This is a genomic window from Microbacterium sp. KHB019, from assembly GCF_037285405.1.
GTDB lineage: Bacteria > Actinomycetota > Actinomycetes > Actinomycetales > Microbacteriaceae > Microbacterium.
The window spans coordinates 148,422-171,519 of the sequence record NZ_JBBDHF010000004.1 but is presented as its reverse complement, the minus strand read 5'-3'; the positions used below and the strand labels follow the sequence as shown (position 1 = coordinate 171,519).

The window sequence follows — 23,098 nt, the reverse complement described above, 5'->3', positions numbered from 1 at the left end:
CGGCTCGTGCGCACCCTGCGTGACGCAGACGGAAGCCCGACACAGGGCTAGGGTGAAACGCGTGACTGAACGGCGCACCTACAGCTACCTGGGCCCTGCGGGCACTTTCACCGAAGCGGCACTGGACCAGGTCGCCGAGGCTCGGGGGCAGGATTGGCGCCCCGTCCACAACGTCGGTGAAGCGCTGGGGGATGTGCTCGAGGGGCGCAGCCACGCCGCGATGATCGCGATCGAGAACTCGATCGAGGGCGGGGTCTCGACGACCCAGGATGCGCTGGCGACACTCCCAGGGCTCCGCATCGTCGGCGAGTACCTGGTGAAGGTGAACTTCGTGCTCGTCGCGCCGCGGGGGACGAAACTCGAGGACGTCACGGTCATCGCAGCTCATCCCGTCGCGTACGCGCAGTGCCACGGCTGGCTCGGCGAGCACCTGCCGAGGCACTCCCATGTTCCGGCAGCCAGCAACGTGGCATCCGCCATCGGCGTGCTCGACGGATCCTCGCCCGCTCAGGCGGCGATCGCGCCCCCAGGGATCGTGCAGCACTACGACGTGGACGTGCTCGCATCGGAGATCGGCGACAACACGTCGGCCGTCACGCGGTTCGTCCTCGTGACGCGCACCGCCATGCCGCCGGAACCGACCGGCGCCGACAAGACCTCGCTCATCGTCGAGCTGCCGCACGATCACCCCGGTGCTCTGCTCGACATGCTCGAGCAGTTCTCAACCAGAGGGATCAATCTCTCGTTGATCGAGTCGCGTCCGATCGGCGACGCTCTCGGACGCTACCGTTTCGTGATCGACGCCGATGGGCACGTGGCGGACGAGCGCATGGCTGACGCGCTGCTCGGCATCCGCCGATTCAGCCCTCGGGTGGTGTTCCTCGGGTCGTACCCCCGGGCCGATCGCCGGGTCGTGCAGTATCCGGACCGCTACGCCGACGACGTGTTCGTCGAGGCGCGCGACTGGCTGCGCGGGCTCATCACGGGTGAGCCCGACGCCTGAGGCGCTGCCGGTCGTCGAGTGGGGGCCGCGGTCCGCTCAGTGCTCTTCGTACCTCGGCCAGGAGCTTCCCGGCGACATGTGCGAGTACAGGGCGCCCTTGGCGACTTCGAGGCTCGGATAGCGCCCGGTCTCGGCATCCGCTGCCGCCATCACGACGATGTAGTCCTCGTCCTCGTGACGGATGCTGCCGACGACCCCGTTCGTTCCGTACGCGACCCAGAGGCCGCGCGTCTGCGTGGTGCTCATCATCGAACTCCTTCCCTCACCGGTAAGCCGACCGTACTCCCGCCCGCGCGTTCCGGCCAGCCCTCTGTTCGCTCGCGCCCCACGTGCCGTATCACTTCGGTCGGTTGCGAGCGCTCAGAACCGACCGAACCGATACGGCAATCGGCGACGGCGCAGCGTCGGCGATGGAGAGCGCGACGGGGCGCTACAGGGCGGCGGTGACGAGCTCGAGGGTCTGAGCGCGGCCGGTCGCGGCATCCATCGCCTCGGCGTCGTACGCGCCGGCGACAGGAGAGAGCATGACCTCGTCGACGCCGAACTTCGTCGCGAAGTCGCGGAGCTCCGCGGCGACGGACTCACCGGTGCCGACGAACCAGCGCGAGCGTGCGGCTTCGACCACCTGGTCGGTGGCGGGATCGGATGCCGCTGCAAGCGCCTCGTCGACCGTCTCGAGCGCGACGAGCGGCTTGTTCAATCGCAGGCGGGACATCATGCGCAGCTGCGGGAGGGCACGTTGCTCAGCCTCCTCTGCCGTGGGGGCTGCGACGACGTTGACGGTAAGGAAGGTCCGCGGCTCGGGGTGCGCCTCGCTCGGCTGGTAGCCGGCGCGGTAGAGATTGAGCGCGCGTTCGAGCCCCTGGCCGGAGAAGTGATTGGCGAAGACGTAGGGGAGGCCCTGGGATGCCGCGAGCTGCGCCGAGTAGTCGCTGGAGCCGAGCAGCCACACCTCGGGGACGCCGACAGCGGCGGGCGTCGCGTGGACGTTGTACTCGCCGCCTGACGTGAAGCGCAGGGTCGCGCCTTCGCTGCCGAGGAGCAGGGAGATGTCCTGGACGTGACGGGGGAACTGCTCGACGTCGCTGGTTGTGCCCGCGGTCCGCAGCAGCTGGGTGATGACCGGGTCGCTGCCGGGGGCGCGGCCGAGGCCGAGGTCGATGCGCCCCGGAGCGATCGCCTCGAGGGCGGCGAACTGCTCGGCGACGATGAGGGGGGCGTGGTTGGGCAGCATGACGCCGCCCGAGCCGAGTCGTATCGTCGTCGTGCGGGTCGCGGCGGCGGCGATGAGGACAGGGGGAGTGGTGGATGCCACGGCCGGCATGTTGTGGTGCTCGGCGAACCAGTAGCGGCGGTAGCCGAGGCGGTCCGCGGTTTCGGCGAGCGACATCGAGGCGGTGATGGCCTCGGAGCTGGTCTGGCCGGTGCGCACCGGGACGAGGTCGAGCACGGACAGGGCGGGGGCTGCAGCAGTCATCACTTCTGGCAACCCGGCGGCGAGCGCGGGCATTCCCCCGCGTAGTCTTTGCGCATGGACGCCATGCTCTTCTACGTTCTCGTCGGCGCAGTGATCGTGGCGGCCATCGCGCGGTGGCGCGGGTGGCCCGCACCCTTGCTGGTCACGGTCGTGGCGCTCGCGGCATCCTTTCTGCCGTTCATCCCCGACCTGGATCTCGACGGCCATCTGCTGCTGAACCTGGTTCTGCCGCCGCTGCTGTATTCGGCGGCGTTGGATGTGTCGTTCGTGGGCTTCAAGCGGAGTCTGCCGCAGATCCGGCGGCTCGGGATCTGGCTGGTGCTGATCACGGCGGCCGCCGCCGGACTCGTCGCCTGGCTGATCTTCCCGGCTCTGACGCTTCCCGGGGCGCTGCTGCTGGGAGCGATCGTGGCGCCGCCGGATGCCGTGTCGGCCGCCGCCATCGGCCGAAAGCTCGGATTGCCCAGACGCATCATGACGGTGCTGTCGGGGGAGAGCCTCATCAACGACGCCACCTCGCTGACGCTGTATCGGGTGTTCGCGGCGATCATCGCGGGTGCGACGCTCACGGTGTGGGACGGCATCTGGCAGTTCGCTCTGGCCGTAGTGGTCGGCGTCGTCATCGGACTGGTGTTCGGCATCATCCTGCATCAGTTGCGGATGCGAGTGGCTGATCCGGTCGTCATCGGAACGTTCGGACTGCTCGTGCCGTTCGGGGCATATGCGATCGCCGAACACCTGGGCGGGTCGGGCGTGCTGGCCGTGGTCGCGATGGGGCTGTACGTCGGGTTCAACGCGCCGCGCACCGACTACACGACCAGGCAGCAGGAGGCGCCGCTGTGGTTGTCGGCGGATCTGCTGCTGGAGAGCTTCGTCTTCGCGTACATCGGCCTGCAGTTCAAGCGCGTGCTGAGCGACCTGGGCGACGAGTCGGTGTGGCACATCCTGCTGCTGTCGGGGGCTGTGCTGCTGGTCGTGCTGCTGGTGCGGCCGCTGTACATCTATCCGGCTCACGCGCTCGCTCGCTGGCAGGAGCGAGCACGATTGCGCCGCTGGGATCGAGCGGTGGCCGCAGGGCGGTTCGATGAGAGCCGGCAGAGACCGGGGCGCCCTCCGGTCACCGCGGAGCAGATGAAGGCGCGGCTCACCGAGCCGGCGCTGGACTGGAAGGACAATGCCGTCATCTCGTGGGCGGGCATGCGAGGCGTCGTGACCTTGGCGACGGCGCTCGCCGCGGCGGATATCGCCGAGCTGCCGACCGGACCCTCGCACGCGATCGTGATCGTCGCCTTCATCGTGACCGTCGCGACGCTTCTGCTGCAGGGGCTGACGCTGCCTCTGCTGATCCGTCGGCTGGGTGTCGCGGGGGATGCGGATGAAGAAGCGGATGCCGCGGCCATGGCTGCCGTGCGCGCGCGGAGCAGGGAGGCGGGCAAGGCGTTCCTGGCGTCGCAGCGTAAGGTTTGGGCGGGCAAGTACGGCGAGGCGGAGATGAAAGCGTTCGACATGTTCGCGTCGCGGATGACGCGGGTGGAGACCGACACGGATCAGGCGCAGGAGGTCGAGGATTCGATGCCCAAGCCGTCATATGAGGACCTCGTGGCGCTGTCGAAGGGGTGGCTGCACGTGCGGCGCGAGGTTCTCCTCGCCGAGCGCGACGCCGACAACCTCGACGAGGAGCTGATGCGTGAGCTCATGACGGCGATCGATGCCGAAGAGCTTGCGCTCGACACCCGCGGTGCGACGCGGACGCCGGGGCGGGCGTAGCTCTGGGTTCGCGCCGTCAGCTCGCGCAGGTGGTGAACGACTCGGCCATCGTCTGAGACACGAGGTCCTTGGCGTCCTGCGACGTCTGCAGGTCCTTGCCCTCGGCGAGGTTCGCGAGGTCCTGGTCTGATACCTCGGATTCGAGGAACGCGTCGGCGACGCAGTCGAGCTGCTCGTCGGTGAGGGCGTCGCCCTGGCCTGCCTCTTCGAGGATCGATGCGATTCCGTCGCTGAGTTCGTCGGCTGAAGGACGGCCTGCGCCGCCGCCGGAGCACGCCGTGAGGGAAATCGCCACGGCCGCCACAGGAAGGGCGAGGAGCAGGCGGGTGCGAGTGCGCAGGTTGCTGTTCATGGCGTCAACGGTAGGCGGCCGCGACCGGTGCGTCGATGGGTAGGGGTATCCGGGTGATGTTTTTGTGGCGGCTAACGCGAATTGCGTGGATGCTGCTTGGCCGCGCGCTCGTTCCCGCGCTTGTAGTTGCCCGTCCAGCGAGCCATCGCGCCCTGCGGGTCGGAGCTCACGTCTTGGAGGAACTCTTCGGCGCGAGCGCCGCGAAGAACAGTCGCCTTGCGGCCGTGGTGCGTGATGGTCACGGTGTCGCCGCGCACCTCGTATTCGAACCCGTGTGCTGTGCTCATCAGTCCACGGTCCCAGAAGCCGGTGCCAGCACGAGCAGCTCGCCCACTTCGCACTGCAACGCGTCGCAGATCGCCCGAAGCGTCGAGTACCGGATTGCCCGAGCCCGATCGTTCTTCAGCACCGACAGATTAACGATCGAGACGCCCACCCGCGCGCTCAGTTCCGTGAGTGTCATGCCCCGCTCGGCGAGCAGCTCATCGAGCCGGCAGTGGATGCCGGTCTCCTCCTCGTCCGAAGCCGCCGGGGTCATACCAACCCCTCCGTGTCCTTCTGCAGCCTCGCGCCGTGACGGATGAGCACCGCGAGAACGGCGAGGGCAAGCGCGCCCCACAGCGGCCACCAGTCCAGTGGCCCGGGCCAGATCGGTGTCGGCAACTCCGCGACAGGATGCTCTGCACGGACGAACTCGAACGCCACGTTCGCGAGCTGGAACGCTGCGAGCCCCGACAACAGTTGTCCGGCGAATCCGGTGAGCACAAACACGCCCGCGCCGATCCACGACAGCTTCACGAGAGTTGCCGCGAACGGCACACCGTGAATGATCCGCCCGCACAGAATCACCACGAAGACACCGATCGTGATGGTCGGGACCTGCATCAGGACGTTCCCGACGGCCTGGAGTAAGCGGACCCAGACGTCCGCCTGAGCCACCGCTACGCGCACCTGATCGATGTCGACGAACATCAGATACGTCTCAGGGGAGTCCCATTCCCGGGGAAAGCCGCGAACATCCCACGGTTGGAAGGGGGCGACGGAAGCAAGTGCGTGCACTGCCGTCAACGGCTGGAAAGCCAGCACAGACTGGTTGATCGCTACGACCGCACCCCACCCTGCAGCCACCACACCGACCAACTGCGTCAGATAGATGATCCCCGGTGCTCTGTCGCGCGGCTCGACGCGGTTGCGTCGTCGCAGAATGACGACGGCCGCGATCACCGGAACGAGGAAGAACGCGTAGTACAGCGAAGTCGTGAACCACATCAGACGAGCCCTTCCGTCTCGCGCTGCAGATGCGCGCCGCGACGCAGGACCGCCGCGAGAGCAGCGAATGCGAGGCCTGCCGCGATCGGCCAGAATGGGAAGTTCACGACGAACGCCTCCTGCGGCCACCACGCGGCGAGCACGTCCTCCACGCCGGCCACCTCCTCATAGCCTCCGCCGGAATACGAGAGCAGCTCTGCCGACGCCATGCTCCCGGCGATGTCCGACAGCACCTGAGCGGCGACGCCGCCTGCGCTGACGATGACCGCGATCACCATCGACGCCTGCGCCAGGACCGGAGCGAAGGCGCGCCCGCGGATCAACTGGAAGCAGGCGAGAGCGACCATGCTCGCGATCGCACCCGGCAGGATCCACCACAGTGCCTGGCCGATCGCCCAGCAGATGCGCGCCCCGAAGCTCAGACCGTTCACGACCACGTCGGCGGACACGAACCCACCGCCCTCTCGCGTCGCCGTCGTCCCCTCCACGAACGCGCCGTCGGGCAACGTCGGCCAGTAGGTCTGCGTCGGGACGGTGATCGGCACTGCCGTCTGAACCAGCGTCGTGATCGTCGTGACGATCGCGCCGACCAGCGCGATTCCCGCCCACAGCACCGCGACGGCAAGAGTCACGCGAACCAGCGAGGGGACGCCATCCGGCAGCATGCGTCTGTGCGCACTCGGACGGAGGAACACGACGATCACCGCGATGCACAGCGCGACGACGAGCGCGGCAGCGGCGAACCACAGGAACATGCCCATCAGAAGCCTCCATATCGACATTCGTTGTTATCGATGTTCGTTAACATAACGACTCTCGATAACAAGATCAACCCCCACGTATGCCGACGGCGAACACGGCCTCAAGCGGCGCACCGGATAGTTACTCTCGTAACCAAGCACTCCCGGACCGGAGAGTGCCCAAAGGAGTTGACATGTTCGAGAGATTCACGGACCGAGCCCGTCGTGTGGTCGTCCTCGCCCAAGAAGAGGCGAAGATGCTCAACCACAACTACATCGGCACCGAGCACATCCTGCTCGGCCTCATCCACGAAGGTGAGGGCGTCGCAGCCAAGGCGCTCGAGAGTCTCGGCATCTCCCTCGACGCCGTACGCGAGCAGGTGCAGGACATCATCGGCCAGGGTCAGCAGCAGCCGACCGGCCACATCCCCTTCACCCCGCGCGCCAAGAAGGTGCTCGAGCTCAGTCTCCGCGAGGCCCTGCAGCTCGGCCACAACTACATCGGCACCGAGCACATCCTGCTCGGCCTCATCCGTGAGGGCGAGGGCGTAGCCGCACAGGTACTCGTCAAGCTCGGCGCCGACCTGAACAAGGTGCGCCAGCAGGTCATCCAGCTGCTCTCCGGCGCCCCCGGTCGCGAGCCGGCCGCCGTCGGCGCGCAGGCGCACGACAACGCGCAGGCCGCCCAGGGCGGATCGGCCGTGCTCGACCAGTTCGGACGCAACCTCACCCAGGCGGCGCGCGACAACAAGCTCGACCCGGTCATCGGCCGCGAGAAGGAGGCCGAGCGGGTCATGCAGATCCTCTCGCGCCGCTCCAAGAACAATCCCGTCCTGATCGGCGAGCCCGGCGTCGGCAAGACCGCCGTCGTCGAGGGTCTCGCCCAGGCCATCGTCAAGGGCGACGTTCCCGAGACGCTGAAGGACAAGCAGCTGTACTCGCTCGACCTCGGTTCGCTCATCGCCGGATCCCGCTACCGCGGCGACTTCGAAGAGCGTCTCAAGAAGGTCACCAAGGAGATCCGCACTCGCGGCGACATCATCGTCTTCATCGACGAGATCCACACCCTTGTCGGTGCAGGTGCCGCCGAGGGCGCGATCGACGCCGCCAGCATCCTGAAGCCGCTCCTCGCACGCGGCGAGCTGCAGACGATCGGCGCCACGACGCTCGACGAGTACCGCAAGCACTTCGAGAAGGATGCCGCGCTCGAGCGCCGCTTCCAGCCGGTGCAGGTGAACGAGCCGACGCTCCCGCACGCGATCAACATCCTCAAGGGGCTGCGCGACCGCTACGAGGCGCACCACAAGGTGCAGATCACCGACGGCGCTCTCGTCGCAGCGGCGAACCTCGCCGACCGCTACGTCTCCGACCGCTTCCTGCCTGACAAGGCCATCGACCTGATCGATGAGGCAGGGGCCCGCCTGCGCCTGTCGATCCTGTCCAGCCCGCCCGAGCTGCGCGAGTTCGACGACAAGATCGCCAAGGTCCGCGAGCAGAAGGAAGCGGCCTCCGAGGAGCAGGACTTCGAGAAGGCCGCAGCCCTGCGCGACGAGGAGAAGAGCCTCCTCGCCGAGCGTCTGCGCCTGGAGAAGCAGTGGAGAAGCGGCGACGTCGCCACCCACGCGGTCGTCGACGAGGGCCTGATCGCCGAGGTTCTCGCGCAGGCCACCGGCATCCCGGTGTTCAAGCTCACCGAAGAGGAGTCCAGCCGACTCGTCTTCATGGAGAAGGCACTGCACCAGCGCGTCGTCGGTCAGGAAGAGGCGATCGCCGCCCTGTCCCGCACGATTCGTCGTCAGCGCGCCGGTCTGAAGGACCCGAAGCGTCCCTCCGGCTCGTTCATCTTCGCCGGCCCGACCGGTGTCGGAAAGACCGAGCTCGCCAAGGCGCTCGCCGAGTTCCTGTTCGACGACGAAGCCGCGCTCATCTCGCTCGACATGAGCGAGTTCGGCGAGAAGCACACCGTCTCGCGTCTGTTCGGCGCCCCTCCCGGATTCGTCGGATTCGAAGAGGGTGGTCAGCTGACGGAGAAGGTGCGCCGCAAGCCGTTCTCGGTCGTGCTGTTCGACGAGATCGAGAAGGCACACCCCGACATCTTCAACTCGCTGCTGCAGATCCTCGAAGAGGGTCGCCTCACCGACGGCCAGGGTCGCGTCGTGGACTTCAAGAACACGGTCATCATCATGACCACGAACCTCGGTTCGTCCGCGATCGCCGGCGGCCCCGTCGGCTTCCAGATCGAGGGCAACGCCCAGACCAGCTACGAGCGGATGAAGGGCAAGGTCGACGAAGAGCTGAAGCGCCACTTCAAGCCCGAGTTCCTCAACCGCGTCGACGACGTCATCGTCTTCCCGCAGCTGTCGAAGGACGAGCTCGTCCAGATCGTCGATCTGTTCGTGAAGCGCCTCGGCGACCGTCTGCTCGACCGCGACATGACGGTGGAGCTGACTCAGGCGGCCAAGGAGCGGCTCATCGAGATCGGCTTCGACCCGGCGCTCGGCGCCAGGCCGCTGCGCCGTGCGATGCAGCGCGAGATCGAGGACCAGCTGTCGGAGAAGATCCTGCACGGCGAGCTGAACCCCGGCGACCACGTGAAGGTGGATGCCGCGAACGGACAGTTCCTGTTCGAGACCGGTCCGCGCGGCGAGAAGGTGTCCGTGGGTGTGAACACCAACGGCGGCGCGATCACCGCGACACCCGACCTGGCGGCAGCGTCGGGCGAGTGACGCATTGACGAGAGGGGGCGGATGCTTCGGCATCCGCCCCCTCTCGTGTGCCCGTGCCGGGGCACAACTGCGGACCCGAGGCGCGACACGCCGCGGATTCCCGCTGTCACACGGCGCGTCGTTCCTGGCATCCGAAGCTGTGCTCCATCGACGCGGCGCACAGGGTCTCGCGGCGGCGAGTTCTAGGCTGGAAGCGTGAGCTATACCGTCCGCCCAGCGCGCAGCGCCGACATCCTCGGCATCCATCATCTGCTGGCGCCCCTGGTCGAGCGTCGGATCCTCCTCGGCAAAGACCTGGCGGTGCTCTACGGCGCCGTGCAGGAGTTCGTCGTCGCCGAGAAGGACGGCCAGCTCATCGGATGCGGCGCGCTGCACGTCATGTGGGAGGACCTCGGCGAGATCCGCACCCTCATCGTGCGCGACGACTGGCTGCGCCACGGAGTCGGCCGCGCGATCGTCGAGGCTCTCGAGTCGCGCGCCCATGAACTGGGGCTGACCCGGCTGTTCTGCCTGACGTTCGAGGTGGACTTCTTCACCAGGCGAGGCTTCTCGCAGATCGGTGAGCAGGTCGTCGACCCCGACGTGTACTCGCAGCTGCTGCGCAGCCCGGATGAGGGCGTCGCCGAGTTCCTCGACCTCGCCCACGTGAAGCCGAACACCCTCGGCAACACCCGGATGCTGAAGAACATCGCATGACCCCGAGCAAAGCCGTCTACCGGCGCAGACGACTCTTCTTCTTCAGCGGGATCCTGTTGCTGCTCGTGGCGATCGCCGTCGCCGTATGGCTCATCATCGCCCAGCCATGGGCAGACGCCGCGAGCGGCGACCCTGATCCGGCCAAGACGCCGTCGGCGAGTCCGACTGCCTCCGACTCCGAGACCCCGGCACCGACGGCTACCACTGACACGCCCGGCCCCGAGCCCACTGAAACCGCGGCGGGGGCGGCCCCTTGTCGCTCGGCCGACGTCGTGATCGAAGCGGTCACCGACGCGGAGAGCTACCAAGCGGGCACGAACCCCAGACTCTCGATCTCGCTGAAGAACAGCAGCTCGGCCGACTGCACGATCGATGTCGGCTCCGCGACGCAGGTGTTCACGGTTTCCAGCGGTGACGACGTGTGGTGGCGTTCGACTGACTGCCAGGAGAATCCGAGCAGCATGGTCGTGACGCTGAAAGCGGGCCAGGAGGCCACGAGCGCTGAGCCGATCACCTGGGATCGCACCCGCTCCAGCACCTCCACCTGCGAAGAGAAGAACCGGCCGCGAGCCCCCGGTGGCGGAGCTTCGTATCACGTTGCGGTGTCGATTGGCGGGTTCGATGCCGTGAATACGCGACAGATCCTGCTCTACTGATCCATCTGGGTTAGGATTGATCGACTCTCGGCATACATCGGCGAAGACCATCCCCAGTGGCGTCGTATTCAGCGTCCCCAGCGCTTCGACATTTCGCGGATCGAGAGTCCGAGGGCCCTTTCGAGTCGTCCAATCCCCAATGGATGGCCCGAAAGGGCCCCACTTTATGCTTGAAGACATGGCAGCGAAGAAGTCCCCCAAGCCCCGTCCAGAGGAATTCCGCTCTGAAGCGCTCGCTCAGGCGCTCGAGAAGCAGGACGTAGCGGCGGTCGCACTGGCACTGCGCCACGGCAACACCGTCGTCCCGCTGCTGCGCGCCGGTGTCCGGGACAACCCGCTCGACGGGGGCGAGGTCTGGACGTTCCGCGACCCGAACACGGGGGACGTCGCCCTGCTGCTGTTCAGCGACGCGAAGAACAAGCCGGCGAATCTGCCACCGGGCGTCGGGATCTACTCGCCGGAGTGGCTGCGGCAGTTCCTCACCCAGCACGGTGAGACGATCACGACCGTGTTCCTCGACATCGCAGGCCCCCACCCGATGCAGGCGTCGCCCGATGAGCTGCTGAAGGCGTTGGGGTAGCGGGTTCGACTCGCTGCGCTCGCTCAACCCGTTTCATCTGCGCGGCCGTCGGCCGCTCCGCTCAACGTCCGGCGGCGGGGAAGCCGTGCGCACTCAGAACGGGGGGATGGCATCCTCGTGACGACGAGGCGCGGCGGGCGCTGACCGGGGGATGCGCATCCGCACTGCGTCCAGAGCATCCGCCAGCTTCTCGGAGCGTTCGTCGACGACGCGTGTGTAGCCGAGCCTCGCCGCTTCACTGCGACGCTGAGCCGCCTGCGTCACTGGCCGGATCTCGCCCGCGAGCGACAGCTCGCCCACCGCGGCGGTGGTGCGCGGCACCGACACCCCGGTGATGGCACCGGCCACGGCGATCGCGATCGCCAGGTCTGCGGCCGGCTCGGTGAAGCGCACCCCGCCCACCGTCGAGACGTAGACGTCGAGCTTGGACGTGGCGATGCGTCCCCGCTTCTCGAGGATCGCCAGCACCATCGCGACACGCGCAGAATCCAGCCCCGACACCACGCGACGCGGATTCGGCGCCGAGGTCTCGACGGTCAGGGCCTGCACCTCGACGGGCATTGCTCTGCGCCCCTCCATCGCGATGGCCACGCACGTGCCCGGCTCGGTGGAACCATGGCCGAGGAACAGCCCCGACGGGTCGGGAACCTCGGCGATGCCGTCGCCGGTCATCTCGAAGCATCCGACCTCATCCGTGGGCCCGAACCTGTTCTTCAGCGCGCGAATGAACCGCAGTGCCGTCTGTCGATCGCCCTCGAAATGGCACACGACGTCGACGAGGTGCTCGAGGATGCGAGGGCCGGCCACCTGCCCGTCCTTCGTCACGTGACCGACGATGATGATCGGCAGATGCCGTTCCTTCGCCACGCGGATGAGGGTCGCAGCCACCTCGCGCACCTGGCTCGGCTGGCCGGCCGCGCCGTCGGACAGCGAGGACGACACGGTCTGCACCGAGTCGACGATCACCAGCTGCGGCTTCACCTCATCGATGTGCCCGAGGATCGTCGCCAGGTCTGTCTCGCTCGCCAGATACAGTTCGTCGTGCAGCGCACCGGTGCGCTCAGCCCGCAGTCGCACCTGTGCCTGGGATTCCTCCGCGCTCGCATAGAGAACCCGCCGCCCGCCGCGGGCCGCTTGAGCGGCCACCTCGAGGAGCAGAGTCGACTTGCCGACGCCGGGCTCGCCGCTGAGCAGGATCGCTGCGCCGGGCACGATGCCGCCACCGAGAACTCGATCGAACTCGCCGACACCGCTCGATCGGCGCGGCGTGTCCGTGGTCGTCACCTGCGTGATCGGCCGGGCGGCTCGATCGAGGCCTGGTGCGACGGCGCTCACACGCGGCACGACGGCCGATGCCTCCTCGACGGTTCCCCACTGCTGGCACTCGCCGCAGCGGCCGACCCACTTCGACGTCGTCCACCCGCATTCGGAGCATTTGAACGGGGCGGGAGCCGGACGACGAGTTGCCATGTAGCAAGGCTATCGACGGGATCCGACATCCCTATCACCGAAAGGCATTATTCACGGCCCCGAAAACCACAGCTGACCAGGAGGTAGCAATAATCGAAGTATGGCTACCGCCCGGCCCGCATGCGGCCCGATCTCGACCTACTCCCGGGTGCAGATCCTGCACCTGGTGCAGTCGCGATCCCGCCGCACGATCGGCGAACTGTGCGAGGCGACCGGTCTCCATCAGAACACGATCCGCGAGCACCTGCAGCGTCTCGTCGAAGGCGGCTACGTCATCGTCGAGACCGAGCACCGCACCACGCGCGGACGGCCCCGCACGCTGTACAGCGCGGCCACCGGCACCCCCGAGGCATCCAGTCCCGTCGCCCGCGACAAGGTGACGGCCGCGGCTCGCCGCGGCGACCTCATGCGTCGTGCGCTGCCGGCCACGGCATCCGATCTCGGCCGGCAGGCCACCTATCAGCTCGACGCCCTCGTCGAGCACCTCGAAGAAAGCGGATTCGAGCCCGTCATCGACGACCGGAAGCTCACGATCGACCTCACGCCGTGCCCGCATGCCGCGGCCCGGCCCGAGGACCGCCCTGTGCTGTGCCGGGTGCATCTCGGTCTCATGCAGGGGGTGCTCACGCAGGCGGGCGGCCCACTCGCCGCCGGCTTCGTGCGCGACCCCGCGCTGCCTGAGGAGTGCACTGTGCAGTTGACGAGCACCGTACAGCTGAGGGACACCGCGGCCTGATCGCCGTCTGAGAGAGGGAGTCATCTGATGGAGTGGCTGGATCCGCTTGCATTGGCCAGGTGGCAGTTCGGTCTGACGACCGTTTACCACTACCTGTTCGTGCCGCTGACGATCGGCATGGCGCTCGCGGCGGCGATCTTCCAGACCGCGTGGGTGCGCACTGCGAAGATCCACTACCTGCACCTGACGCGCTTCTTCGGCAAGATCTTCCTCATCAACTTCGCCATGGGCGTCGTGACCGGCATCGTGCAGGAGTTCCAGTTCGGCATGAACTGGTCGGACTACTCCCGCTTCGTCGGCGACGTGTTCGGCGCACCGCTCGCGTTCGAGGGGCTGCTCGCCTTCTTCTTCGAGGCGACGTTCATCGGCGTGTGGATCTTCGGCTGGGACAAGCTGCCGAAGAAGCTGCACCTGATGAGCATCTGGTTCGTCGCGATCGGCAGCATCCTGTCGGCGTACTTCATCATCGCCGCCAACGCGTTCATGCAGAACCCGGTCGGCTACGAGTACAACCCGGTCACGAACCGCGCAGAGCTCGTCGACTTCTGGGCGCTGCTGACGAACCCGGTCGCACTCGCCGCGTTCCCGCACACGATCTTCGGCGCGCTCATGTTCGCGGCCGGGGTCATCATCTCGGTCTCCGCCTGGCACATCTACCGCGGGCAGCACCTCGACACCATGCGCGTCTCGCTGAAGTTCGGCCTGTGGGGCATGCTCGTCTCCACCGCCGGCGTCGCGCTCACCGGTGACCAGCTGGGGCTGGCCATGTACGCCGCGCAGCCGATGAAGATGGCCGCGGCGGAGGCGACGTTCAACACCGTCTGCGGCGCCGATGCGTCCTTCAGCCTGTTCACGCTCGGCACACCGGACGGCTCGTCCGAGCTGTTCTCGATCCGCGTCCCCTACCTGCTGTCGCTGCTGTCGACGCACACGCTCGACGCCTGCGTGCACGGCATCAACGACCTGAACGCCGAATACGCCACGACATACGCAGATCTCGGGATCGACAACTTCGCACCGGTGCTGTGGATCACGTACTGGGCGTTCCGCTGGATGATCGGGCTGGGCATGCTGCACGCTTTCATCGCCCTCGTCGGTCTGTGGGTCACGCGCAAGGGCGCGAAGCGGCCGGTGGCGAAGTGGATGTGGAAGATCGCGATCTGGTCGTTCCCCCTCGCTCTGCTCGCGAACATCGTCGGATGGGTCTTCACCGAGATGGGGCGCCAGCCGTGGCTGGTGTTCGGCCTCATGTCGACCCGCGACGGCGTCTCGCCCGGCACCTCGGGGCTCGAGGTCCTCATCTCGCTGATCTCGTTCACCGTGATCTACGCCGCCCTCGCCGTGGTCGAGGTCCGGCTGATCGTGAAGGCCGCGCAGAAGGGGCCCGACACCGACGAGAAGCCCGCAGACGAGACGGCCCAGCTGCCGTCGGTCGTGTACTGAGAAAGGCGAACACCATGGATCTCGCAACACTGGATCTCCCAACCCTGTGGTTCGGAATCATCGCCTTCCTGTTCGTCGGCTACTTCGTGCTCGACGGCTTCGACTTCGGCGTCGGCATGTCGCTGCCGTTCCTCGGCGGCGTCGGCAAGAACCGCGACGATGTGACACGGCGGCAGATCATCAACACGATCGGCCCTGTGTGGGACCTCAACGAGACATGGCTCATCGTCGCCGGCGCCTGCCTGTTCGCGTCGTTCCCCGAGTGGTACGCCTCGCTGTTCAGCGGCTTCTACCTCGCACTCCTGATCATCCTGCTCACGCTCATCATGCGCGGCGTCTCGTTCGAGTACCGCCACCAGGGCAAGTCGGAGAAGTGGAAGGCCGGCTTCGACCGCATGATCGTGATCGGCTCAGCCGCGCCGGCGTTCCTCTGGGGTGTCGCCTTCGCCAACATCGTCCAGGGCGTCGCACTGGACGAGCGCCACGTCTTCATCGGCACCGTGTTCGACCTGTTCAACGGCTACGGGGTGCTCGGCGGACTCACGACGCTGCTCCTCTTCTTCACGCACGGCGCCACGTTCATCGCGCTCAAGACCGACGGGCAGTTGCGGTCGGATGCCCGTCGCCTCGCCTTCCGCGCCGGAGTCGTGACCCTCGTGGTCGCGGCCGTCTTCCTCGTCTGGACGGTCGTCGCGCACTTCTCGATCGCCGTCCTCGTGCTCGCCGTGCTCGCCGCGGTGTCGCTGGTGCTGTCCATCGGGGCGAACCTCCGAGGTCGCGAGGGCTGGGCGTTCACGTTCGGCGCGGCCACGACGCTGTTCGCCGTGGTCACGCTGTTCGCCGCGCTGTTCCCGAACGTGCTGCCGTCGACGATCGATCCGGCGTTCAGCCTCACGATCGCGAACGCCTCGAGCACGCAGTACACGCTGACGATCATGTCGTGGACGGCGCTGGTCGCTCTGCCGCTGGTCATGCTGTATCAGGGGTGGACGTACTGGATCTTCCGCAAACGCGTCACCCGTGCCTCGATCGAGGGGGCGCCGGTCCACGCGTGAAACCCGTCGACCCGCGCCTTCTGAAGTACGCCGGCGCCGCGCGAGGATTCTTCGTTCTCGCAGCGGCGATCGGTGTTCTGCAGACGGCGGTCGTGATCGCGTTCGCCTGGTTCCTGACGGATGCCGTGACCGGCGCGCTCGCGGGGCGCTCTGTGGTCCTTTCGCTGGTGTGGATGCTGGCACTCGCGCTGCTGCGCGGCGCGCTCATCGCGGCATCCGATTTCGCGGGGATGCGAGCGGCGGCTGCGACGGGGACGCAACTGCGTCGGGCGCTGATCCTCGCTGTCCGGCGGCTCGGCCCCGGATGGCTCGCATCGCGCAACCAGGCATCCCTCGCGGTGACCGCGGGGCACGGACTCGAGGCGCTCGATCAGTACTTCGCGAAGTACCTGCCCCAGTTGGTGCTCACGGTGATCGCGACGCCCGTGATCGTCATCGTCATGTGGTGGCAGGACTGGCCGAGCGGACTGACCGCGATCATAACCCTGCCGCTGATCCCGATCTTCATGATCCTCATCGGCATGGCCACGCGCACCGTGCAGCGCAAGCAATGGCAGACGCTGCAGCATCTGGCCGCACGTTTCGCCGACACCGTGCAGGGGCTGGCGACGCTGCGGCTGTTCGGGCGCGAGCGTCGCGCCGCGACACAGATCGAGGCGACCGCTGATCAGTACCGGCGCGAGACGATGAAGGTGCTGCGGTTCTCATTCCTGTCGGGCTTCGCGATGGAGTTGCTCTCGTCGCTAGCCGTCGCGCTGATCGCGGTGGCGGTGGGGTTCCGGCTGCTTGCGGGGGACATGTCGCTCGAGGTCGGGCTGTTCGTGCTGCTGCTGGCGCCCGAGGCGTTCTTGCCGATCCGTCAGGTCGGAGTGCAGTTCCACGCCGCGTCAGAAGGTGTAGCGGCGACGGAGGACGTGTTCGGCGTGCTGGATGAGGCGACAGCTGCACGGGCCACCCCGCACAACTCCGGAGTTTTTCCTCAGAACGTTGTTTTCTCGGCTCACGGTCGCTCGCCCGAGGCAGTTTCTCCTGAGTTATGCGTCGAGAACCTCCGCGTCCGCGACCTCCCGCCGGCCTCATTCACGGCCGAACCCGGCACGATCACCCTGATCGAGGGCCCGAGCGGCTCCGGAAAGTCCAGTCTCATCGCCGCGTTGCGGGGTGCGGTCGCGTTCGAGGGCGCGGCGACGCTCGGCGACACGGATACCGGCCGGCTCACCCTCGACTGGCTCGCCTGGGCCGGCCAGGCTCCTGGCCTGATCCGCGGCACGATCGCGGCGAACGTCTCACTCGGCGCCGAGGCAGACGCCGCCGGCATCCGCCGCGCATTGGATGCCGCGTGCGCCGAGGACCTCGACCCGGAGCATGAGCTCGGCGTTCAGGGGAGCGGACTCTCCGGCGGTCAGGCGCAGCGGGTCGCCGTCGCCCGCGCCCTGTACCGCCATTCCCAAGATCCGCGGCGCGTGCTCGTGCTCGACGAGCCGTCGAGCGCGCTGGATGCCGGCACCGAGGCGCGCCTGTGGGCGACGCTGCGTCAGCGGGCGGATGCCGGAGCCACGATCCTGCTGGTCTCGCACCGTCGCACGGCACGCGAGATCGCCGACGAGATCGTCTCTCTTTCGACAGATTCAGGGACGGGGTGAGCGCGTGAACGTCCAGTCCACCCGCGTCCGAGACATCCTGCGCCTCGCGCAGCCGCCGCTGCGGCGGTTCCTCCCCGGGCTCGTCTGGGGTGTGTTCTCGGCGACCGCAGCCGTTTCACTGCTTGCAGTCAGCGGCTGGCTGATCGTCAGCGCCTCGATCGTCGACTCGCTCGTTCCGCTGTCGGTCGCGGTGGTCGGCGTCCGGTTCTTCGCCGTTTCACGGGCCGTGTTCCGCTATCTCGAGCGCCTCTCCGGGCACGACGCCGCGCTGCGCCAGCTCGCGACGACCCGCTCCGACATGGTGCGCCGACTCATCCCGCTCTCCCCGGCAGGCCTCGGCCGCACCGACCGCGGAGCGGTGCTGTCGGCCCTGGTCGATGACGTCGAGAATCTGCAGAATCTTCCGCTGCGGGTGGTTCAGCCCCTCGCCGTCGCGGGTGTCGTCGCGGTGGGAGCCATCGTGTTCGTCGGGATCATCTCGCCGCCGGCTGCTCTCTCCCTTGCCATCTGCCTGATCGTCGCTGCCGCTTTGGCGATCGGGCTCGGGTGGGTGTTCGGCGCTCGCGCAGAAGCTCGGGTCTCGCACGACAGGGCCGAGCTCTCGGCATCCCTCGTCGACTACTTCGGCAGCCTCGACGTCCTGCTCGCGTACGGCGCCGAACCGGCGGCACGTGCGCGCATCGAGCGTGCCGATGCCGCGGTCCGCCGCACCGTGACGCGAGCCTCGGTCTCACAGGCGATCGCTGCCGGCGTCGTCTCCGTGCTCGCGGGAGTCGCGTCGGCGTGGGCGGTGGCGGCGGCATCCCCAGGACTGGACACGGGCGCGATCGACGGCCCATGGCTCGCTGTGGTCGTACTCGTGCCGATGGTCGTGTTCGAGGTCTTCGGCGCCGTGCCGGTCGCCGCGGCGTCCTGGCGGAGCGTTCGCGCCAGTGCGCAGCGGGTCGTCGACGTGCTGCCCGCATCTGTTCCCGACGAACTCCGACCGGATGACGGCGCCGAAGAGGCGCCGTCCGGCACGGCCCTGCACCTGCGCGACGTGCGTGCGACGTGGCCCGGCGGCGCGCCCGCGCTGCGCGACGTCACGCTGGATGTCGCACCGGGGGAGCGCGTGCTCGTCTCCGGCCCCAGCGGCGCAGGCAAGAGCTCACTCGCTTCGGTGCTCGTCGGATTCCTCCGAAGCGAAGGGGAGTTCACGATCGGCGGGACGGATGCTGCGACCCTCAGCGGCCCGGCGCTCCGGCGCACGATCGGGCTGTGCGAGCAGCATCCGCAGCTCTTCGACGAGGACATCCGGCAGAACCTGCTGTTCGCGCGCGACACGGCGAGCGACGACGAGTTGATGGCCGTGCTCGAACGCGTGGGCCTCGGCGGATGGGTGCGCGAACGCGGCGGGCTCGACGCCCGAGTGGGTGACCGCGGGGCCCTGGTCTCCGGCGGTCAGGCGCAGCGCATAGCGCTGGCGAGGGCGCTGCTGCGGGGCTTCCCGGTGCTCGTGCTCGACGAGCCGACGGCCGGCGTCGACCCCGAGGCGTCCGACGCGCTGCTGCGCGATCTGCTGGGTGCCGCGGGAGAGCAGTCGGTGCTGCTCATCTCGCACGTCGCGCCGCCGGAGGGGACGGTCGACCGCGTCGTCCGGATCGAGGCGGGGCGCACGGTCTGAGCGGACGCGCGTCCGCCAGGTGGTTCGTTACTCCGTTCCGCCCTCGTTCTCCCCGCGGATGAGCCTCTGGATCTGCTCCTCCGGCAGCGGCTGGACGGATGCTGATGACAGCTCGACGTCGGGATCGGACGGCGACCCGCCGATCGTACAGACGGATTCCGCGTCGTAGCCGTTGGTCTTGGCCGGCACGAGCACCAGCCATTCGGGCGTCACGGTGCGCTTCTCGATGCGCGCCCCGGCGGGCTCGAATACGACATCGGTGTCGTATGCCGACGTGGTCACGTCGATACAGATCTGCACCAGTTCATCCGTGGTGAATGCCGCCGGCGGAGCGGAGGGCTGCGTGGACGTCATGGGTGTCGGCGTGGACGTGCGGCCGGTGGTCGCCGTCGGAGTCGGTGTCGAGGTGGTCTGCTCCGCGGTCGGCGTCGGCGAGGGCTCCGGTGCGCACCCCGCGAGCGATCCGCCGACGAGAAGCAGCAGAGCGGCAGGGACGAGGGCGACGGTTCGGATGCGGGTCATGGCCTCATCGTAGGGGAGCCCTAGTACAGCTCGACCGGCGGCTCCATCACGATGCCCTGCGCCTCGAAGGCGCGGCGGCGCTCCTCGATGCGGCGATGCTGCTCGACCTGCGCCTCATCGATCAGTGCTGGGTCGAGCGGAACGCTCTCGACGTGCGGCGTTCCGCCGCCTGCGGCGATGTACGCATCGAGTTCGGGCCCTGATGTCAGCGAGGTGATCAGCGAGTATCGCGGCGTGCTGCCGCGGTGCCAGACCGCATGCCAGAAGCGCTGCGTGTCGACGACCATGCGGGTGCCGGCGGGAAGGGCGAGCCGCTGTTCGGTCGCCGGGTCGAAGCGGTCTTCGCGGAGGATGAGCAGCGAGTCCGAGTCGTCGGTGAGGTTGACGTACGAACGGACCACCCAGCCGGTGCCTTCGTCGTTGAGGCGGTTGTTGTCGTCCTGGTGGAGGTTGTAGACCGCGTCGGCGTACGTGTTCGGCTGCAGCTCGATCACACGGCAGCGGCCGACGTTCGCGCCCGGCTCCTGAGCGAGCCTGGTCAGCGTCGGGGCCTTCTCGACCTGCGAGGGGATCCAGATGCCGTCCTTGTCGGTGCGCGGGGGAGTCTGATTCCAGAAGCCGTTGCACTCGATCTCGCCGGCGTAACTCGCCAGCGGGGCGAAACGGGTGACGCCGGACGACCGCCATCCGATGTATTCGAGCTCGCGCCATTCGGCCGGATCGATCGGGCGCTCGAGAGGGGACAGGACGACGTAGCCGGTCTCTGCCAGCGCAGCCGACGTGATGAAGCTCATGGGAACAACCTCCGTAAGGTCATCCTAACCAGCGCGGTGGTCCGTGACGGGATGTGTCGCCGGGGATATTCAGCTGCGGGTCGCGTGGCTACTCTGGGCGCATGACTCAGCCGCAGGGTGCCCTCCTCGTGGGCAGTGTGAACTATGACGACGCCGAGACGACGATCCGCACCGCCGCCTCTCTTCTGCGCGGCCACCTGAAGCGGATCCCCGACGGCGAGGTGGGCAAGCGGTTCCATTGGATCATGTTCCAACCCGATGTGCTGGGGCAGGCGGACGGCATCGAACGGGTGGGTGATGAGCCGATCCCGTTCCCGGCCGGCCTGGATGCGCGCCCCCTTCGCATCGGCGACGGGGTGGATGCGGCATCCATCACGCTTCCGCCGCTGGGCTACGCGGATGCCGCGATCGAGTCGTACCGGGTGTTCACGCGGCTCCGTGACGAGGGAGCGGTGCCCGCGAGCATCCGTTTCCAGGTGTCGCTGCCGACGCCGGTCGCGATCATCTCGTCGTTCTTCTCGGGTGACGATCGTGCCGCGATCGAGCCCGTGTACACCACCGCGCTGCTCGACGAGCTCGCGCGGATCCTGGACGCGATCCCCCATGAGGATCTGGCCATCCAGTGGGATGTCGCCAGCGAGCTGGGCATCATCGAGCGCGCGTCGGGATACGGCGCGCTGATGGATGCCTGGTGGGAGGGCGATCCCTTCGACGGACTCGTCGCTCGTCTGGTGGCGCTGGTCGACGCGGTGCCGGAGGGCGTCGAGGACGGCATCCATCTCTGTTACGGCGATGCCGGGGAGAAGCACTTCATCGAGCCGCGAGATGCCGCGACCCTCGTGCGTTTCGCGAACGCCGTGATCGCGGGGGCGTCTCGGTCGCTCTCGTGGCTGCACCTGCCGGTGCCGATCGAGCGGGATGACGCGGCGTACTTCGCGGCGCTGGCTTCCCTGACGCCCGTTGCCGAGCTGTATCTCGGGCTCGTGCATCGGGAGGACGGCGCCGAGGGCGCGCAGCGGCGGATCGCCGCGGCATCCGCTGTCGTGACATCCTTCGGCGTCGCCACCGAATGCGGCATCGGACGCGCGCCGGACGGAACGACGGAGGGGATCCTGCGAACCCACGCCGAGGTAGCTGCGGCCTGGTGACTCGGGCGGGCGCGCCTCTCGATTCGCGCGAGCGGCCGGCGTCGCGTAAACTCTTCCGCGGTGACGTGTCCGAGCGGCCGAAGGTGCAACACTCGAAATGTTGTGTAGGTTCACCCCTACCGTGGGTTCAAATCCCACCGTCACCGCCATGGAAACCCCCGAGAGATCGGGGGTTTTTCCGTATTCGATGACCCGAACAACTACCCTGTCTGAGGTGGACGATGGAGGGTGGACAACGTGATCCTTGAGTCGCCACGAGCCGGAGCGCCGAAATGATGCAGGGCTCGCAGACCGTTCAGGTCGCACGTGAGGGCATCCATCGCGAGGCGACGGTGTCGTGGAGTCACGCGTACCCCGTCTGGACGGTCACGATCCGCTCGGACGGGTTCGGGACGATGCAGGTGAGCGCTGACGACGCGTTCGAAGCGCTGTGTCTCATCCGGGAGGAGCTGGAGCCGCTGGGATGGCACATCGGGGTCGCCGGTGCGCTCCCGAACGTATGGCCGAGCGGCATGGCTCGCGATCAGGGCGGTGGGCTGCGGGCCTATCGCCTGACTCCCCAAGGCGCAGGGGATCTCGTCGACACATTCGCACCGATCGATCCGGGCATGACGGTGACCATCGCGGAACAGCGCGCTCAGGCCGACAGGTTCTTCGAGAGGCCTCATGGACGTTCGTGAAACCGGGCCGCACCTCAGCGAGATGATCGTCGTGCACCTGGCGAACTACGTCACCTGCCTCGTGAGGTGAGTCTGAGGGGCGAGAATCTCGCCCCGGTCAGTGCCTGCTGTTCTCAGCGGTCGCGGAATCCTCGTGCTCGGCATCCGGGTCCACGCGCCGACGCGGCCTTCGTCTTGTTTCCGGTCCGCGTGTCTCGCGTGCGCCGAATCGCCAGCCGAGGACGACGGCTGGGCATGCGGATGCAGCCATGATCGCAGCGATCGGCCACCACCCTGCCGGGTCTCCCAGACCATCACCCGTCAGCCACACGGCGAGCGCCGTGGTGAGCACGCCGACGACGAGCCCGAACAATCCGAAGATCAGCTCGTGCACCCATCGGCGGCGCTCGCCGCGCAGCGCGCGTCCGATCAGGTATGCCAGCGGCGAGCCGATGAGGAGGGCGCCGAACGACCACGGGAGCGTGAGCGACAGGACTACGACGCCGTAGCCGCCCATGGTGAGGAGCAGGCAGAGCTGATGGACGACGATGAACCACAACCACGAGGCGATCGCTCCGCGAAAGAATTCAGCACGAGAGAAGGCCATCGGCTCCTCATCGGTCCTCGGTGTCGCCTTCGCTTCCGTTCCCACGCCCCGACGGTATCAGTGCTCTCCGTCCCAGCTGAGGGAGATCAGGC

At 67.7% G+C, this 23,098-nt stretch carries 24 protein-coding genes and 1 tRNA gene; 14 read left to right on the top strand and 11 right to left on the bottom strand.

Features of this window, described 5'->3' with window-relative positions; all coding sequences use genetic code 11:
• Positions 1 to 52 precede the first annotated feature (52 nt).
• On the top strand, positions 53 to 1,003 hold the full coding sequence (gene pheA, locus KHB019_RS14005) for a prephenate dehydratase (RefSeq protein ID WP_230103815.1): 951 nt from the start codon (positions 53 to 55) through the stop codon (positions 1,001 to 1,003).
• Positions 1,004 to 1,039: 36 nt separating this feature from the next.
• Here the strand turns inward: pheA and KHB019_RS14000 are convergent, their stop codons facing one another.
• Together KHB019_RS14000 and KHB019_RS13995 are read right to left on the bottom strand one after the other, a co-directional pair.
• Positions 1,040 to 1,249 carry a methyltransferase gene (locus tag KHB019_RS14000; RefSeq protein ID WP_230103814.1) on the bottom strand — a complete coding sequence of 70 codons (210 nt, stop codon included), beginning with the start codon at positions 1,247 to 1,249 and terminating at the stop codon, positions 1,040 to 1,042.
• Positions 1,250 to 1,433: 184 nt separating this feature from the next.
• Positions 1,434 to 2,480 (bottom strand): LLM class flavin-dependent oxidoreductase, encoded by a 1,047-nt coding sequence (locus tag KHB019_RS13995; protein WP_337459247.1) that lies wholly within the window; start codon positions 2,478 to 2,480, stop codon positions 1,434 to 1,436.
• 54 nt (positions 2,481 to 2,534) lie between these two features.
• Between KHB019_RS13995 and KHB019_RS13990 the strand changes: the two genes are divergently transcribed.
• Entirely contained in the window at positions 2,535 to 4,247 is a 1,713-nt protein-coding gene (locus KHB019_RS13990) for a cation:proton antiporter (RefSeq protein WP_230103812.1), read from the top strand.
• 16 nt (positions 4,248 to 4,263) lie between these two features.
• On the opposite strand, the gene KHB019_RS13985 is transcribed toward KHB019_RS13990, so the two are convergent.
• The 5 genes from KHB019_RS13985 to KHB019_RS13965 form a co-directional block, all read right to left on the bottom strand.
• Positions 4,264 to 4,599 (bottom strand): hypothetical protein, encoded by a 336-nt coding sequence (locus tag KHB019_RS13985; protein ID WP_230103811.1) that lies wholly within the window; start codon positions 4,597 to 4,599, stop codon positions 4,264 to 4,266.
• 71 nt (positions 4,600 to 4,670) lie between these two features.
• Positions 4,671 to 4,886 (bottom strand): hypothetical protein, encoded by a 216-nt coding sequence (locus KHB019_RS13980; RefSeq protein WP_325472198.1) that lies wholly within the window; start codon positions 4,884 to 4,886, stop codon positions 4,671 to 4,673.
• On the bottom strand, positions 4,886 to 5,137 hold the full coding sequence (locus KHB019_RS13975) for a helix-turn-helix domain-containing protein (RefSeq protein ID WP_230103809.1): 252 nt from the start codon (positions 5,135 to 5,137) through the stop codon (positions 4,886 to 4,888). The genes KHB019_RS13980 and KHB019_RS13975 overlap by 1 nt, the downstream gene beginning before the upstream one ends.
• The gene (locus tag KHB019_RS13970; RefSeq protein ID WP_325472197.1) at positions 5,134 to 5,868 is read right to left on the bottom strand and encodes a hypothetical protein; all 735 of its coding nucleotides are present in this window, start codon (positions 5,866 to 5,868) and stop codon (positions 5,134 to 5,136) included. The genes KHB019_RS13975 and KHB019_RS13970 overlap by 4 nt, the downstream gene beginning before the upstream one ends.
• Complete coding sequence (locus tag KHB019_RS13965) at positions 5,868 to 6,629, bottom strand: hypothetical protein (RefSeq protein ID WP_325472196.1); 762 nt, start codon at positions 6,627 to 6,629, stop codon at positions 5,868 to 5,870. Before KHB019_RS13965 ends, KHB019_RS13970 begins: the two co-directional genes overlap by 1 nt.
• Positions 6,630 to 6,802: 173 nt before the next feature.
• Between KHB019_RS13965 and KHB019_RS13960 the strand changes: the two genes are divergently transcribed.
• The 4 genes from KHB019_RS13960 to KHB019_RS13945 all read left to right on the top strand — a co-directional run bounded on the left by KHB019_RS13960 (position 6,803) and on the right by KHB019_RS13945 (position 11,266).
• Complete coding sequence (locus KHB019_RS13960; protein WP_337459246.1) at positions 6,803 to 9,334, top strand: ATP-dependent Clp protease ATP-binding subunit; 2,532 nt, start codon at positions 6,803 to 6,805, stop codon at positions 9,332 to 9,334.
• Positions 9,335 to 9,529: 195 nt separating this feature from the next.
• Positions 9,530 to 10,030 carry an amino-acid N-acetyltransferase gene (locus KHB019_RS13955; RefSeq protein WP_337459245.1) on the top strand — a complete coding sequence of 167 codons (501 nt, stop codon included), beginning with the start codon at positions 9,530 to 9,532 and terminating at the stop codon, positions 10,028 to 10,030.
• A complete protein-coding gene (locus KHB019_RS13950) occupies positions 10,027 to 10,686 on the top strand; it encodes a hypothetical protein (protein WP_337459244.1) in 660 nt (219 codons plus the stop codon). Before KHB019_RS13955 ends, KHB019_RS13950 begins: the two co-directional genes overlap by 4 nt.
• Positions 10,687 to 10,864: 178 nt before the next feature.
• The gene (locus KHB019_RS13945; protein ID WP_337459243.1) at positions 10,865 to 11,266 is read left to right on the top strand and encodes a dehydrogenase; all 402 of its coding nucleotides are present in this window, start codon (positions 10,865 to 10,867) and stop codon (positions 11,264 to 11,266) included.
• A 93-nt stretch (positions 11,267 to 11,359) separates the two neighbouring features.
• Here KHB019_RS13945 and radA read toward each other — a convergent pair whose 3' ends face one another.
• Complete coding sequence (radA, locus tag KHB019_RS13940; protein ID WP_337459242.1) at positions 11,360 to 12,736, bottom strand: DNA repair protein RadA; 1,377 nt, start codon at positions 12,734 to 12,736, stop codon at positions 11,360 to 11,362.
• A gap of 100 nt (positions 12,737 to 12,836) precedes the next feature.
• Here radA and KHB019_RS13935 point away from each other — a divergent pair, with 100 nt between their 5' ends.
• Genes KHB019_RS13935 through cydC form a run of 5 tightly spaced genes read left to right on the top strand, consistent with a single transcriptional unit; the run spans position 12,837 to position 19,276 of the window.
• Complete coding sequence (locus KHB019_RS13935; protein ID WP_337459241.1) at positions 12,837 to 13,472, top strand: helix-turn-helix transcriptional regulator; 636 nt, start codon at positions 12,837 to 12,839, stop codon at positions 13,470 to 13,472.
• Between the two features lie 27 nt (positions 13,473 to 13,499).
• A complete protein-coding gene (locus tag KHB019_RS13930; RefSeq protein ID WP_325472192.1) occupies positions 13,500 to 14,915 on the top strand; it encodes a cytochrome ubiquinol oxidase subunit I in 1,416 nt (471 codons plus the stop codon).
• 29 nt (positions 14,916 to 14,944) lie between these two features.
• Positions 14,945 to 15,970, top strand: a complete 1,026-nt coding sequence (gene cydB / locus KHB019_RS13925; protein ID WP_230103851.1) for a cytochrome d ubiquinol oxidase subunit II — start codon at positions 14,945 to 14,947, stop codon at positions 15,968 to 15,970.
• A complete protein-coding gene (gene cydD, locus KHB019_RS13920) occupies positions 15,967 to 17,613 on the top strand; it encodes a thiol reductant ABC exporter subunit CydD (RefSeq protein ID WP_337459240.1) in 1,647 nt (548 codons plus the stop codon). Before cydB ends, cydD begins: the two co-directional genes overlap by 4 nt.
• Positions 17,614 to 17,617: 4 nt before the next feature.
• Positions 17,618 to 19,276, top strand: coding sequence for a thiol reductant ABC exporter subunit CydC (gene cydC, locus KHB019_RS13915; RefSeq protein ID WP_337459239.1), 1,659 nt, complete (start codon positions 17,618 to 17,620; stop codon positions 19,274 to 19,276).
• 27 nt (positions 19,277 to 19,303) lie between these two features.
• On the opposite strand, the gene KHB019_RS13910 is transcribed toward cydC, so the two are convergent.
• Both KHB019_RS13910 and KHB019_RS13905 read right to left on the bottom strand, forming a co-directional pair.
• The gene (locus tag KHB019_RS13910; RefSeq protein ID WP_230103797.1) at positions 19,304 to 19,798 is read right to left on the bottom strand and encodes a hypothetical protein; all 495 of its coding nucleotides are present in this window, start codon (positions 19,796 to 19,798) and stop codon (positions 19,304 to 19,306) included.
• A gap of 20 nt (positions 19,799 to 19,818) precedes the next feature.
• Positions 19,819 to 20,592 (bottom strand): aspartyl/asparaginyl beta-hydroxylase domain-containing protein, encoded by a 774-nt coding sequence (locus KHB019_RS13905; protein ID WP_230103796.1) that lies wholly within the window; start codon positions 20,590 to 20,592, stop codon positions 19,819 to 19,821.
• 101 nt (positions 20,593 to 20,693) lie between these two features.
• Here KHB019_RS13905 and KHB019_RS13900 point away from each other — a divergent pair, with 101 nt between their 5' ends.
• The 3 genes from KHB019_RS13900 to KHB019_RS13890 all read left to right on the top strand — a co-directional run bounded on the left by KHB019_RS13900 (position 20,694) and on the right by KHB019_RS13890 (position 22,420).
• On the top strand, positions 20,694 to 21,740 hold the full coding sequence (locus KHB019_RS13900; protein ID WP_337459238.1) for a hypothetical protein: 1,047 nt from the start codon (positions 20,694 to 20,696) through the stop codon (positions 21,738 to 21,740).
• A gap of 59 nt (positions 21,741 to 21,799) precedes the next feature.
• Positions 21,800 to 21,889, top strand: a tRNA-Ser gene (locus tag KHB019_RS13895).
• A 123-nt stretch (positions 21,890 to 22,012) separates the two neighbouring features.
• On the top strand, positions 22,013 to 22,420 hold the full coding sequence (locus KHB019_RS13890) for a hypothetical protein (protein WP_230103794.1): 408 nt from the start codon (positions 22,013 to 22,015) through the stop codon (positions 22,418 to 22,420).
• Between the two features lie 97 nt (positions 22,421 to 22,517).
• On the opposite strand, the gene KHB019_RS13885 is transcribed toward KHB019_RS13890, so the two are convergent.
• The gene (locus KHB019_RS13885; protein WP_230103793.1) at positions 22,518 to 23,051 is read right to left on the bottom strand and encodes a hypothetical protein; all 534 of its coding nucleotides are present in this window, start codon (positions 23,049 to 23,051) and stop codon (positions 22,518 to 22,520) included.
• Positions 23,052 to 23,098 lie beyond the last annotated feature (47 nt).

What these genes read in the sequence shown, in the direction of transcription:
- KHB019_RS13995 (WP_337459247.1), bottom strand. Translation starts at nt 2,480, where the DNA reads ATGACTGCTGCAGCCCCCGCCCTGTCCGTGCTCGACCTCGTCCCGGTG.
- KHB019_RS13975 (WP_230103809.1), bottom strand. Translation starts at nt 5,137, where the DNA reads ATGACCCCGGCGGCTTCGGACGAGGAGGAGACCGGCATCCACTGCCGG.
- KHB019_RS13950 (WP_337459244.1), top strand. Translation starts at nt 10,027, where the DNA reads ATGACCCCGAGCAAAGCCGTCTACCGGCGCAGACGACTCTTCTTCTTC.
- KHB019_RS13960 (WP_337459246.1), top strand. Translation starts at nt 6,803, where the DNA reads ATGTTCGAGAGATTCACGGACCGAGCCCGTCGTGTGGTCGTCCTCGCC.
- KHB019_RS13985 (WP_230103811.1), bottom strand. Translation starts at nt 4,599, where the DNA reads ATGAACAGCAACCTGCGCACTCGCACCCGCCTGCTCCTCGCCCTTCCT.
- KHB019_RS13905 (WP_230103796.1), bottom strand. Translation starts at nt 20,592, where the DNA reads ATGAGCTTCATCACGTCGGCTGCGCTGGCAGAGACCGGCTACGTCGTC.
- KHB019_RS13935 (WP_337459241.1), top strand. Translation starts at nt 12,837, where the DNA reads ATGGCTACCGCCCGGCCCGCATGCGGCCCGATCTCGACCTACTCCCGG.
- KHB019_RS13980 (WP_325472198.1), bottom strand. Translation starts at nt 4,886, where the DNA reads ATGAGCACAGCACACGGGTTCGAATACGAGGTGCGCGGCGACACCGTG.
- KHB019_RS14000 (WP_230103814.1), bottom strand. Translation starts at nt 1,249, where the DNA reads ATGAGCACCACGCAGACGCGCGGCCTCTGGGTCGCGTACGGAACGAAC.
- KHB019_RS13965 (WP_325472196.1), bottom strand. Translation starts at nt 6,629, where the DNA reads ATGGGCATGTTCCTGTGGTTCGCCGCTGCCGCGCTCGTCGTCGCGCTG.
- KHB019_RS13990 (WP_230103812.1), top strand. Translation starts at nt 2,535, where the DNA reads ATGGACGCCATGCTCTTCTACGTTCTCGTCGGCGCAGTGATCGTGGCG.
- KHB019_RS13970 (WP_325472197.1), bottom strand. Translation starts at nt 5,868, where the DNA reads ATGTGGTTCACGACTTCGCTGTACTACGCGTTCTTCCTCGTTCCGGTG.
- KHB019_RS13945 (WP_337459243.1), top strand. Translation starts at nt 10,865, where the DNA reads ATGGCAGCGAAGAAGTCCCCCAAGCCCCGTCCAGAGGAATTCCGCTCT.
- KHB019_RS13930 (WP_325472192.1), top strand. Translation starts at nt 13,500, where the DNA reads ATGGAGTGGCTGGATCCGCTTGCATTGGCCAGGTGGCAGTTCGGTCTG.
- KHB019_RS13890 (WP_230103794.1), top strand. Translation starts at nt 22,013, where the DNA reads ATGATGCAGGGCTCGCAGACCGTTCAGGTCGCACGTGAGGGCATCCAT.
- radA (WP_337459242.1), bottom strand. Translation starts at nt 12,736, where the DNA reads ATGGCAACTCGTCGTCCGGCTCCCGCCCCGTTCAAATGCTCCGAATGC.
- KHB019_RS13910 (WP_230103797.1), bottom strand. Translation starts at nt 19,798, where the DNA reads ATGACCCGCATCCGAACCGTCGCCCTCGTCCCTGCCGCTCTGCTGCTT.
- KHB019_RS13900 (WP_337459238.1), top strand. Translation starts at nt 20,694, where the DNA reads ATGACTCAGCCGCAGGGTGCCCTCCTCGTGGGCAGTGTGAACTATGAC.